This is a genomic window from Vibrio comitans, from assembly GCA_024346835.1.
GTDB lineage: Bacteria > Pseudomonadota > Gammaproteobacteria > Enterobacterales > Vibrionaceae > Vibrio > Vibrio comitans.
Map to the genome: position 1 here is coordinate 99,803 of AP024867.1, position 11,227 is coordinate 111,029.

Sequence of the window (11,227 nt, forward strand, 5' to 3'; positions counted from 1 at the left end):
TTGTAATAATTTCCTCAAAGGTCACCCTATAAACGGGTGACCTTTTTCGTTTTAAGCTCCCCTATTCTTCTTAACAAAAATTCAATTCATCATGCTTTTTGCCGTCAAAAATGAGTAATTCATTCCCTCTATGGACAAATGTAACAAAAATCGCACCGCCCAAGTCAGTTGAAATGCCGTTTTGATTTGTTTTTACAAGTCATCGAGAATAATAAAAATTCAACTAATACAGCATGTTACCCGTATCTGATCCATCAATAACATCGCTAGTTCTAAAACTGGGAATATTAGTGACGGGGATCACATGAATATATCCTCTAAAACACCTATGATGCCCGCCCGAAATTAAGACAGTAGATAGTTCCTTTGAGTCACATAATGAAAACCTTTAAACCTACTACCCTATTACTTGTTGCTAGCACAGCAACATCAATGTCTGTTGCAGCAGCATCATTTGATGTTCGACATGAGTACAAGAGTCACACCAAGCAACACTCAAGTCGCATCAAAATGGGCGATAGTATTGGTAACTTTTACTATAGCGGTGAACTTAAATTCAAAGGCGCTGACGGCGACTTTATGAAGGACTTAAAAAACAACGGTTGGGAGCTGGACCTAGGTTACAACTACTTGATCGAAGGAAGTAACTGGAAAATTCAGCCAGGTATGCCTATTGAAGGCCGTGAAGGTGGCATGACTTACAAGCCGCAAATTCGTGCAACTTATGAGTTTGAATCCGTTGAAGGTTTGAATGTAAGTGCTCGTTATCGCTACGATATAAAGACGTATAGTACCGGAGAGAGCACTGATCTGCGTCATAGACTTACTGCCAACATCAACTATGCCGTGGCAGATTGGCGCTTTGGTTTTGAAGGAAACTATTACAACGCTGACGGATACGACCTGTATAACAACACGGAAGAAGACTACGAACTTAACCTTACAGCACGTCGCATGATTGGCAACTGGGCACCTTACGTGGAATTTGGTGATGTAAATACCGGCCCTGAAAAGTCGACTCGTGAACTGCGTAGCCGAGTTGGTGTAACGTACAGCTTCTAGTTCCAATATTTAAACTAGGGTATTCAAAGACAACAAAGCCAGCATTAAGCTGGCTTTGATTCTTATAGCTAACGGCTTTAAGCTTTAATTTCCTAACTTATAGAGATAACCAAACTTCATATCATGGTTAGGTTCGAGGCGTTTAACCTGAGCCATCAGTAGCTCTGCCGTCGCCAATGCATCACTCAATGCGTTGTGTCCGTTATATTCTGGAAGCTTATAACGTGCTCGAGTACCAGACAGCGTTAGATCAACATCTTCAACATCATTACGCGCTTTGGCCATCTTCTTCTCGATACACAATGTGTCTAGCCAAATCAATGGCAAATCCCACACATGGTAGTTGCACTTCAAATACTGATTGATGAAATTGGTTTCAACCACACAGCCGTGCGCGACGATAACCTTGCCTAAAGCGGCATCATAAAATGCTCGCATCGCATCGTGTATCGATACCCCTTCATCCAGCATTTGTGGTGTGATGTGATTGATTATCGCTGTTTCCGGCTTTACCTGAGATTCTTGGTTAATGTAAAAATGACACGCACTCGTCAGATCTACCTTTCTCTTAGATAGCACTACCCACCCCATAGACAAAATCAGATCGTTTTCACTGTCTAGGCCTGTGGTTTCAAGATCCAGAACAATGTAATCCAGATCGTTATGCAACGTGTCTATTTCAGGTGACGGATTTTCTAGCAATCTCTTAAACAATCTTGGAGTAGTCTTACTATCTAACAGTGTCTTTCTTGCGCGCTTGGTACTTTCCAAAGGATGAAAAAATTTAAACATAATTTATCGGGTCCCGAATCTCACTTTTGCAGCCTCTTGCAGATCTGCGATGATCCTAAACGCATCCTTTAGATGTCCGCGCTCAAAACTGCCAAAGCTATTTGGATCGATATGGTTGTTTGGCTCTTCACCATTTTTCAGCGCTGTTAACTGGTGGCTGAATCTAAACGACAAAATAAACTCGTACGCACCAAGAATGTTCTTGTACGAATCCTCAGATAGTAAGCCCTTTTCATAAGCAATCTGGAAACGTTTGTCCGTCGCTGAGGTATCACTCTCTACTGCTAACCCATAAATTCGGGCCAAGTCGATAATCAAGTTTATGGCATACTTCTTAACGTTCAGAGTCTTCTTGTTTTCACCTGATTTTTCTAAAACTAAGCTATTAAATATACCTAACGGCGGGCTGGTATTTACTGCATCGTTGGTCAATGAAACCAAGAACTCTCTGCTATTGCGAATGTTCATATGCATTTCATCGCGCAGTATCTTTTCAAAGTCATTATTGCCGTACACGGAGCGAATTTCTAAGAATACACTGATATTAAGCAGACGCTCGTATTCTGGGTTTGCTACCCACTTTTTATAGTAGTGTTTCCACATGCTAACCGGCTGCAACCATTTAGGATTAGCGGCCATGTAATTACCCGGACATAGTGGATAGCTACAGCTCGCAAGTCCATTACATACTTGACTAGCAAGGTGTTTGAAATAGATCTTATCGTTATCAGTGGCATCATCAGTCAGTACGATTGCACTATCTTGATCCGACAACATGTGAACTTCATTTCTTGCATGAGAGCCCGCGACAATCCAAGCAAATTCACACGGCGGAGGACCCAGTTTATCAATAGAAATCTGAATAATTCGACGAGTATACGCATCCATGATCATCGTCATTACCTGCCCAATGACCTCTGGAGCCACCTTGCCTTCTACTAATGCTTCGAAGATAGCTTGTCTTTCTGAGGTAAAGCTCGACAGCGACTTAATACTGGTAGCGTATTTGATTTTCTCTATCAAGAAGATGGCTTGAACGCGGTGGTTCTGCACAAGGTGAGACGTAGTCAACAAGCCAATCACTTTATTGTTTTCAACAATTGGTAGATTACGAATATTAAATTGCATCATTACCGAAGCAGCGTGTAAGACTAAATCATCTGGTGCGATGGTTAATGGCGAATAAGTCATTACCGATGAAATCGGCTGGTCGATAGACGCGCCTAACGCGATTACGCGCTTGGTCATATCTCTATCCGTAATCAAGCCCACAATCTCATCATTTTCATAGATAACGGCACAAGAAGTACGTTTAACAATACGCATCTCATGAGCAACTTCTTGGATTGTGTGGTGCGCCTGCATGACCGCAACTCGGCCACTAGCAACCTCACTTACCCTTTTAATGAACAAGCCTTTTTCACGATCTGACCATACGACATCTAAAGCTGATTTCAGACGAACTTGCGCTTGAGACGCAAAGTGTTCTGCACTTTCAGGAGAGGACTTAAACAGCTGCTGCAGTGCCGAATGAGGAATCAAATACAGTAGCGTATGCTCAATAGCGACTGCTTTATAGCCTTTGTCACTATCGATCTCTGAGTCTAAAAACGTAAAACCAAACAGGTCTTCAGAACCTAGGCGAGCACGAAGTACACCATCGGATTTGCGCTGTTCCATGGAACCCGTACGCACGATATACAGGTATTTCTCATCACCCTCTACACAGAGATCAACATCTTCTCCCTTACTTAAATAGGTGATTTTAACCTGAGACGCGAGCTCTCTTAACGCTGCCTTAGGGATCTTGTCAAAAGGGTCAATCTGACTGATAAACTGAATGATATTGGGTAATAGAGATTGAGGCATAGAAGTTCTCGTAAACTATGGTGAGACAACCAAATGGCTAATTAGTCTTATTATATATCTAACTTACGGGTTAGTAACGAAATTGTAACTAATGTGACTGTGATTTATTTCTATAAATCGCTAATTTTTCACATAAAAAAAGCACGCATAAGCGTGCTTCTACAATATTAGTCGAGATTTGGTTAACTGACTTCCGGAAGACGGTGATTTGTCGCTTGTAAGTGATCGGCTGAAGCTTGACGTGCTTTGTCGCTGTTGCCCGCCATTATCGCATTGTATATTTCACGATGTTCGTTGATACAAGTGCTACCTTCTTCAGACGAATGAACAATAAAGTTCACAAACATAGTCGTCAAAATATTACCAAACGGTAAATAGAAGTCGTTGCCTGTTGAGTTAAAGATCAAGCTATGGAAGCGAGTATCCACGTCTGTCCAACGCTCAACATTAAGCTCTGGCTCCGAAGCAACTTCTACCATCTCTTGGAAGGTTTCTGAAAGCTCAATGCGCTGCTCAGCTGTCGCGAATTGTGCAGCAAGTGCACACGCTTCTGGCTCAATGGCACGGCGTAAACCCAAGAATTGGAAACAGAATTGATCGACATCCGCTAGACCGTCCATCCATTCTATCAGCTGAGGATCTAAAAAGTTCCAGTATGCTCTATCGACAACTTTGGTGCCGACCTTTGGACGTGACTCCAAAAGACCTTTTGAAGTTAGAAGTTTTACCGCCTCACGAAGTGCTGTACGGCTAATACCGAACTGCTCACACAAGGTCATTTCTCCTGGTAGAATTGAGCCTTGGGCTAATTCTCCAGAAAGGATGCCGCGAGCAATCTCACGAGCAACCTGTACGTGCAAACTGCGTTTTGAGCCTGCGATTGAATTAAACGAACCTGACATAATTTAACTTACTTTTTAATAATGTATTATCTAAGGGTAAATATATCACTTTGATTCAATTGCGCTACAGAGCTGTACTCTAAACGTGACATGCCCCGTTTAATGGGCGAATCATAGCCATAACATAACGCCTACCTAACAGTTCTTTCGCACACTTTTATAATACAAACCGTTAACATACAGAATAGCAGTGTTTGTGCTTCTGCGAGTTTTTCGTGACTAAAGTCTGAATTTAAGCTTGCAATTTGACTTATATCTCGTATTTAGTTGATGTTGTAAAATGTTATTGTATTATTTTAATTCATGATGAGTGCATATGAGAAGAATAGTGATTGTCACGAGGCAGTTGTTAAATCTCTCTAAACTAACCAAGCATTAGACCATGATTTGTGAGCTACAAACTCTAATAAATAATGATGATTACGCTCTCTTACGATGCCGCTGAATGTACGACAGTATGGGCACGATTGTCGATTAATGACCGCGAAACTAATGCTAGCACTCTCAACACAATAAATAGGTCTAAAGACCTTTTGTCATCAAAACGGTGACCTTAAGACCAGTTACAACTGGCTTTTTATATAACTCAGGTGGTAGAAAAATGTCGCTTTTTGCGTTGGTGGAGAATTCAGACCGCCGAATACATGTTCAAGTAGCGAGACAGATTGCACGAAAAATTCTGTCTGGTGAGCTGAAAGAAAATCAAAAAATTCCGTGTGAAACGGAGCTTTGTGAAGCGTTCGGCGTTAGCCGTACTGCTCTTCGCGAGTCAACCAAGCTTTTATCAGCTAAAGGCCTAATCGAATCTAAGCCTAAGGTGGGAACTCGAATCTGTCCTCGTAGCCAATGGCACTTCCTAGACCCTCAATTCTTAGATTGGATTCAAGACCTAGAAGACAACAAACCATTCCTAGCTCAGTTCTTAGGCCTACGTAAGGCAATAGAGCCTGAAGCATGTGCGCTAGCGGCGACTAATGCTACAGCAGAACAGCGTAAAGAATTATCTAAGTACTTCCAACGCATGACTGTTGCAGCTAACGAATTTGATTATGAGAACTGGACGATTAATGATCACCTGTTCCATCAGACCGTATTCCTAGCGACTGGTAACCAATTCTACGTACCTTTCAGCAATATTTTGTCGACTATCTTTAAGCAATTTATCGACTACTCTGCTGTTGGTGGACGTTTCTGCTTAGAAGAACACAAAGCAATCTACGATGGCATTATGTCAGGCAACTCTCAACAAGCACGAGACGCCTCTCAAAGCTTGCTAGACGATGAAAACCAAACGTTAGCTAAAGCTTCTTAGGAACTATAAATTATAAACTAACGTTTCAATTATTGATTGCTAAGGCAGTCAATGGCACCATTGTAGAAGTTAAGTATTACTTAAAACCCAGCGAATCAAGCTTTGGCTTGATTCGCTTTTGTTCGTTAATACCAAGGTAATGTTGTGCCCGCTCAATCATATGTAAGAAAGAACATTTCTATCGCTTGGCCACTAGCATTGAATGCGCTCTTAATGCAGTCAATGCTAATGATCGATACTTTCCTAGTATCCCCTCTTGGGGAAGTCTCCCTTGCTGCTATGGGTATCGCAAGCACCATCGTTGCCTTCATCATAGGTATTCAAATGGCGCTGGCGAACGGTACTCAATTGGTACTTAGTCGCGCTGTTGGTTCGGGTGTACAAGCATCGCTGGCAAAAGGTTTCTGGTCAGGAATGATCATCAACTTTTCGGTAGCTGCGTTATTTCTTACGTTATTACAATTCTTTGACCATCAATTAATTGAGGCACTCACCGATGATACTTCTCTCTATGCCGAGATTAATCAGTACCTCTCCGTCTCGCAGTACTTAGTTCTATTCAACGCTATTACTCAGGTCATCATTGCTCTGTTTAACAGCCTTGGGCGTACCAAAGTCCCATTTAAAGGCTATCTCATCGAGATGCCAATCAATGCGTTTACCTCTTACTTTCTTATTTACGGATTTGCGGGATTTGAAGGTATGGGCGTAAAAGGCGCAGCGACAGGTACCCTTATTGCGATTACGATAAGAATGGCATACTTGTTGATGTGTATGCACTTCTCTAACGAAGTGAATCTGCCATTTAGGAAGCACTTAGATGGTATTAGACATAGTATCAAAAACCACTTCGTTGAAATATTTCCGGTTGCAGCGAACGTCACCATTCTGTCAATTGGCGCGACGGTATACCAATTACTCTATTCTCAGCTCAATATTAATGCCTATGTAGCCATAACGCTTGTTATGCCATGGCTTCGTTCTGGTACTCAGTTTATTACAGCCTGGGCACACTCCTCGGCCATATCCATTAGCCAAGCGATTGGTTCAAACAAAATGGACGACCTCGCTAAAAATGTCGATACAAGCATAGATATCGCAGTATGCATCTCCATTATTTGCGCCGTGTTCTTTGGTATTTTGAGCCTGTTTATTGCCGATATCTATCCGCATCTCGACCCAGCAACTTACGTCGCTCTTGCCACAATAGCGCCGCTTTATATCTTCTTGCCGATAGTGCGTGGCTATAACACCGTTCATGGCCACGTATTACGTGCCCTAGGAAAAACCACAGCAGTATTCAAAATTAACTTTACCGGCCAGTGGGTTATTTCCATTCCATTATGTGCGTTGATTATTATGGTGTTCGACGGTTCAATATTCTGGGCTTTTGCAATCCAGCCCTTTGAAGAGATCGTTAAGGCGCTACCTTTTAGGCACTTAGCTAGAAAGTCGTTGAAAGAGTTTAATGCTGAAAAAGCAAAGAAGTTGATGTACGACTAAACAAAAACGCCTAGTAGCCACAACTCGAAAGGGTCGATGCTACTAGGCGTTTACTACTTAATCCGAACTCACTTTATGATCTCATCTCCTGTAGGAAATGAGTGAGCACCTAAAGTCTCTCCTGAAACAGACTTGCCATAGTATCCTTGATGCTTGTGATAGGTTTTGGCATTAGCTTCAAGATCTCCAGAAAAACGAGGATCTTGAGGTCGCTCATGACTGTTTACAAACGCTGCCACATCCCATGCCTGCTGCTCAGTAAGCTGCACGCTTTTACCTAGTGGCATGTTCTCATAGATAAAATAGGCAGCAGTATTAATTCTATGCATGCCCGCTCCCCAATTAAACGAACCGGCTCCCCATAGAGGTGGAAGATAAGCACGTTTGTCTGCGCCTTTGATTCCTAATCCATCATCTCCGTGACAAACAGAGCAGTTGTCTTGATAAACTAGTGCTCCCCGTTCTAGATCGGGTTCTTGTGCTGGTGCTTCCAGCTTAGGATATCCGCGACCAGTTAAGTTCCCCCTTTGATCCACAGGATAGAGGTGAGCGATATCTGCGGGAAGCTTAAACGACTCAATTTTACCACCTTGCAAGATTTCTTGATCAGACAACTCTGGAACGGGCATATCTTGCATCCCATGTTTATCCAGTATTCCCCCCATCGCAAGCCAATAAGAATACGCCGCAATTGCAACAAGCTCAGGGTCTTCTGCTTGAGGGGCTTTGCCGTTCATTGAATAGGTAAAGCACCCTTGAATACGTTCCGCATAGCTGTTTACTTTGTCATTTTTACTTCGATAAGCAGGATAGGCCATAAATGCGCCCCACAGTGGCGCTGCATTTGCCTTCATCCCTGCTTGCATATGGCAATTCACGCAGTTGAGTTCATTTCCCACAAACTCTCCTCGCATTTGCTGTGAATTCACAAATAGGGAGTACCCAAGCTCGACTTTCTTACCAAATTCACTATTAGGAATTGCGTCAAGAGAGCGAGGCTTAATGTAATCTGCTGATGCACTTTTACTTACCGCCGGTATCTCTGCTTGTTTATCTGGCAACTCATTTGCGGCAAATACAAAACTAGACAGTCCTGATAACGTCAGGAACAGGATATAAATTCTCATACTCACTCCTTAGTATCGGTAAGACGCAAAATATTCTGCAAGATGCGTAATTTCTTCATCTGTCAGTTTCTTAGCAATATTGCCCATCATGTTTAATGGGTCTCCGGAGCGCGTCCCATTCTTCCACGCGAGTAGTTGAGCTTTGGTGTAATCAGCATGCTGGCTAGCTAAACGTGGAAACATCCCTACTCCCATTCCACTCGGACCATGGCAGGTAGCGCATGCAGGAATATCCCGATCCCAATCACCTTGATAGACCAATTTTCGATAAGGGCTTTCCATTTTAACGCTTGCACCACGCTGCTCTAAGCTATCAAAGGTGTAGGAAGGTAGGTTTGAAAAGTATTCTGCGATCTCTCTTCTTTGTGTCGGATCAGACAATTGATCGGCCATAGGCTTCATCAATTGATTATGCCGACTGCCATTGGAGTAAAGGATGAGTTGATTCTCTAAGTAATCAGCGTTTAGGCCAGCCAACATAGGAGCAATATTGGGCAAGCCCTTACCATCAGCACCGTGGCAAGCCTCACAGACCTTGGCATTTTGGGAAGCGAACAATGAAAAGGGTAAAACGAAGACAGAACTACTCAAGAGCAGCGCGCGTAATCTAGGCATGACAATCCTTATCAGTTTATTTTTTAGCCTAGATGAAAGAATCTATTGTCGCCACACTCGCGCAATAAAGAAAGTCGACTCAATTAGAGTCGACATAAGAAATAAAAGCATCAATACATAAAAGGCGTCATTATCTTTAGCAACAAGCAAGCCTCTGCATCCATTTTTAACCTAGTTCTGCCCTCGTCACGCTGGTTGAGGAACCTTTCTCGTTCGATATAAATGGAAGCCTGATAACAGTATAAGGCCACCGATAATGAAGAAAGTGAGCATATCGGCCCAACTATCAAAGGTAAATCCAATCACCATAATTAGACCACCAAGAATTTGGGTCATTTTGCCCAAGTATTCCCCTTGCCTAGTATCCACTTTGGCTTGCTCACCAAGACTGATTGGCGTGGCTAGGTTTTTGAGCATGCCATTGGTTTCCGTTGCTCTCTTTCCTGTGCGCTCTTTATAAAACAAGCTAGTAAGGGCAAAGAAGCCACCGGTGATCACTATCTGCGCAAGAAGCGCGCTCACCACAGTTAAATCTACGTACTCTCGATGTGTAAATGACTCTGCGCCAAGCACTGGCAGCAACCAATTGACTTCGAAGACAAACTGCATGAACGCAGACACACACAAGCCAACCATAATAGTCGCCCAACCCGACCAATCTGGCGTCCGAACGATAACTAGTGCCAGCAGAGATGGGATAGAAATAGGCATCTGCAATAGAGCGCCAAACAGCATCATTAGATCAAAAAAGCTGTATTCGCGGATAGATGCGAACATCAATGCAGCGCCAACTGACAACAATCCAGAAATCAATGTCGCAATCTTACCTACCTTCATCTGTTGACGCTCTGATGACTGCTTATTAATTAAAGGCTGATAGACGTTGCGAACAAAGATGCCAGCATTACGGTTCAAAGCAGTGGTCATAGGTGCGACAGTCGCGGCTATCATGGCAGCCAATACCAAACCAAGCACACCCGTTGGCATATAGTGGTCGATATAGAATAGATAGGCTGCGTTGTTGGCACTCTCTGCAAGGTTTGGATAGTAAGCTTGAAGATCAACCCCCATACCAGCGGCTACCCAAGGGGGGATGAACCACATTACCGGCCCGATAACAAACAGCACACCCGCAACAAAAGCGGCCTTTTTTGCTTCTTTTTCATTCGTGGTTACCAAGAATCGATAACAAGTAAGCGCATTGTTGGTGTTGATGGTTTGTTTACTCATGATAATAACCACCCACAAGGCAAATATATGCCAGTATTCAATCCCATTCCCCATTAAGAAATCACCAGGGAACTGATCGATCACCTTTACCGGACCTCCGCTTTCATACAGGGCAAACGCCCCGACCGTCATGGTAATAGAGACAAGTAAGATAAGTTGAATAACATTGGTAGCAGATACCGTCCACGAACCGCCACTGACCGCAACAAAGGTCACCACAGCACCAACGATCAATATAGTAATGTATAAGTCGATGTTGAAAACCGCTGCGACAAAAATCGCAAGACCGTTGAGCCAAATAGCCGCTGCAACAATCCCCAACGGAAAACTTAGCCAAGTATAAAACTGCTCTGATACTTGGCCAAAGCGTAGCTTTATCACTTCCATAGGTGTATCTACACGAAGCTTTCGATAACGCTCCGCAAAGTAATAGGAAGCAACAAAGAATCCCAATGCATTGCCCCAAAACAGGAACAACACCGTCAAACCATCTTCATAGGCTTTCGCAGCAGCGCCAGTAAAGGTCCATGCTGAAAACTGAGTCATGAACGCGGTTGCTCCGGCCATCCACCACATCATCGCTCCCCCACCTCGTATATAACCCGATGAGGTTTTCGCAAAGCGCTTAAACACGAGAGCAGCAAAAATAATGAAAACAAAGTAGGCGAGTACTATGACGAGATCTAACAGTTCCATGGGGCTCCTGGATCGATGACTTCCAATAGCTATAAAGAAGACGATTAATATTGAAATGGTGGTCCATATTTTAACATTGCAACTATATGATTTTTGTTGCGCATGACCGAATTCACAAT

General features: G+C 43.1%; 9 protein-coding genes. 3 read left to right on the forward strand and 6 right to left on the reverse strand.

The features are described from left to right. Positions 1-378: 378 nt before the first annotated feature. On the forward strand, positions 379-1,062 hold the full coding sequence (locus tag OCU46_RS14330; RefSeq protein WP_141268867.1) for an oligogalacturonate-specific porin KdgM family protein: 684 nt from the start codon (positions 379-381) through the stop codon (positions 1,060-1,062). Positions 1,063-1,146: 84 nt separating this feature from the next. On the opposite strand, the gene OCU46_RS14335 is transcribed toward OCU46_RS14330, so the two are convergent. From OCU46_RS14335 to OCU46_RS14345, 3 genes are all read right to left on the reverse strand, one after another. Beyond that, positions 1,147-1,854 (reverse strand): 3'-5' exonuclease, encoded by a 708-nt coding sequence (locus OCU46_RS14335; protein WP_141268865.1) that lies wholly within the window; start codon positions 1,852-1,854, stop codon positions 1,147-1,149. Between the two features lie 3 nt (positions 1,855-1,857). After that, on the reverse strand, positions 1,858-3,723 hold the full coding sequence (locus OCU46_RS14340; RefSeq protein WP_141268863.1) for a DUF294 nucleotidyltransferase-like domain-containing protein: 1,866 nt from the start codon (positions 3,721-3,723) through the stop codon (positions 1,858-1,860). Between the two features lie 182 nt (positions 3,724-3,905). Continuing rightward, positions 3,906-4,625, reverse strand: coding sequence for a FadR/GntR family transcriptional regulator (locus OCU46_RS14345; protein WP_141268861.1), 720 nt, complete (start codon positions 4,623-4,625; stop codon positions 3,906-3,908). Positions 4,626-5,226: 601 nt separating this feature from the next. On the opposite strand from OCU46_RS14345, the gene OCU46_RS14350 reads away from it, so the two are divergent. Both OCU46_RS14350 and OCU46_RS14355 read left to right on the forward strand, forming a co-directional pair. Next, positions 5,227-5,937: a FadR/GntR family transcriptional regulator gene (locus OCU46_RS14350; RefSeq protein WP_141268859.1), complete on the forward strand. Its 711-nt coding sequence runs from the start codon at positions 5,227-5,229 to the stop codon at positions 5,935-5,937. A gap of 213 nt (positions 5,938-6,150) precedes the next feature. Continuing rightward, positions 6,151-7,440: an MATE family efflux transporter gene (locus tag OCU46_RS14355; RefSeq protein ID WP_244311338.1), complete on the forward strand. Its 1,290-nt coding sequence runs from the start codon at positions 6,151-6,153 to the stop codon at positions 7,438-7,440. 68 nt (positions 7,441-7,508) lie between these two features. Here the strand turns inward: OCU46_RS14355 and OCU46_RS14360 are convergent, their stop codons facing one another. From OCU46_RS14360 to OCU46_RS14370, 3 genes are all read right to left on the reverse strand, one after another. Next, a complete protein-coding gene (locus OCU46_RS14360; RefSeq protein WP_141268855.1) occupies positions 7,509-8,567 on the reverse strand; it encodes a c-type cytochrome in 1,059 nt (352 codons plus the stop codon). Between the two features lie 9 nt (positions 8,568-8,576). Continuing rightward, positions 8,577-9,182: a c-type cytochrome gene (locus OCU46_RS14365; RefSeq protein ID WP_141268853.1), complete on the reverse strand. Its 606-nt coding sequence runs from the start codon at positions 9,180-9,182 to the stop codon at positions 8,577-8,579. Positions 9,183-9,368: 186 nt separating this feature from the next. After that, positions 9,369-11,108 carry a sodium:solute symporter family transporter gene (locus OCU46_RS14370; protein ID WP_141268851.1) on the reverse strand — a complete coding sequence of 580 codons (1,740 nt, stop codon included), beginning with the start codon at positions 11,106-11,108 and terminating at the stop codon, positions 9,369-9,371. Between the last annotated feature and the right edge of the window lie 119 nt (positions 11,109-11,227).

Coding starts and splice junctions, on each gene's coding strand:
- OCU46_RS14330 (WP_141268867.1), top strand. CDS start 379: ATGAAAACCTTTAAACCTACTACCCTATTACTTGTTGCTAGCACAGCA.
- OCU46_RS14335 (WP_141268865.1), bottom strand. CDS start 1,854: ATGTTTAAATTTTTTCATCCTTTGGAAAGTACCAAGCGCGCAAGAAAG.
- OCU46_RS14340 (WP_141268863.1), bottom strand. CDS start 3,723: ATGCCTCAATCTCTATTACCCAATATCATTCAGTTTATCAGTCAGATT.
- OCU46_RS14345 (WP_141268861.1), bottom strand. CDS start 4,625: ATGTCAGGTTCGTTTAATTCAATCGCAGGCTCAAAACGCAGTTTGCAC.
- OCU46_RS14350 (WP_141268859.1), top strand. CDS start 5,227: ATGTCGCTTTTTGCGTTGGTGGAGAATTCAGACCGCCGAATACATGTT.
- OCU46_RS14355 (WP_244311338.1), top strand. CDS start 6,151: ATGCAGTCAATGCTAATGATCGATACTTTCCTAGTATCCCCTCTTGGG.
- OCU46_RS14360 (WP_141268855.1), bottom strand. CDS start 8,567: ATGAGAATTTATATCCTGTTCCTGACGTTATCAGGACTGTCTAGTTTT.
- OCU46_RS14365 (WP_141268853.1), bottom strand. CDS start 9,182: ATGCCTAGATTACGCGCGCTGCTCTTGAGTAGTTCTGTCTTCGTTTTA.
- OCU46_RS14370 (WP_141268851.1), bottom strand. CDS start 11,108: ATGGAACTGTTAGATCTCGTCATAGTACTCGCCTACTTTGTTTTCATT.